The following is a 735-nucleotide window of genomic DNA, read 5'->3' as shown; positions in this document are numbered from 1 at the left end:
GTCGACCACCGGGCGGCCGTGGCAGAGAGCAGCAGGCGCTCGGGCACGCTGGCCGGCGACACGGCCAATTCCGCGGACGGCACGCTGTTCTCGGGCCTGCACTATCTGAACACCGGCGATCCGCAGATCGGTGCGCTGGTGCAGAAGGTGCAGCGCGTCATCAACCGCGACATCCCGCTGCTTATTCTCGGTGAGACAGGCACGGGCAAGGAGCTGCTGGCGCGCGCCGTCCACCAGGATTCGAACCGGGCCAAGCAGCCCTTCGTGGCCGTCAACTGTGCGTCGATTCCCGAGTCGCTGATCGAGGCCGAACTGTTCGGCTACGAAGACGGCGCCTTCACCGGCGCGCGCCGTAAGGGAGCGGTCGGTCGAATCGTGCAGGCCAATGGCGGCACCTTGTTCCTCGACGAGATCGGCGACATGCCGCTGGCCCTGCAGGCCCGTCTGCTGCGTGTGCTGCAGGAGCGCAACGTGACGCCGCTGGGCAGTCTCAAGTCGATTCCGGTGGACATCGCGGTGATCGGCGCGACGCACCGCAAGCTGCGCGACATGATCGAAGCGGGCTCGTTCCGCGAAGACCTCTATTACCGCCTGAACGGCCTCGTGGTCAAGTTGCCTGCACTGCGCGAGCGTTGCGACCTCGACGTGGTGGCGCGCCGCATCCTGCTGGCCGAGTGCCCGCATGGCACGCCGGACATCAGCGCGCCGGTGATGGCGCTTTTCAAGGCCTACGCC

Annotated in this window: 1 protein-coding gene; it reads left to right on the top strand. The window is 67.2% G+C overall.

Going from position 1 to position 735, the window contains the following annotated elements:
* Positions 1 to 18 precede the first annotated feature (18 nt).
* Positions 19 to 735 (top strand): sigma-54-dependent Fis family transcriptional regulator (locus tag ACXJ3V_RS20200; protein WP_457102144.1); only part of this gene is annotated, 717 nt, incomplete at its 3' end.

It is taken from the genome of Microbacterium sp. P5_E9, assembly GCF_054049175.1.
This window is presented reverse-complemented; position numbering and strand designations above follow the sequence as displayed.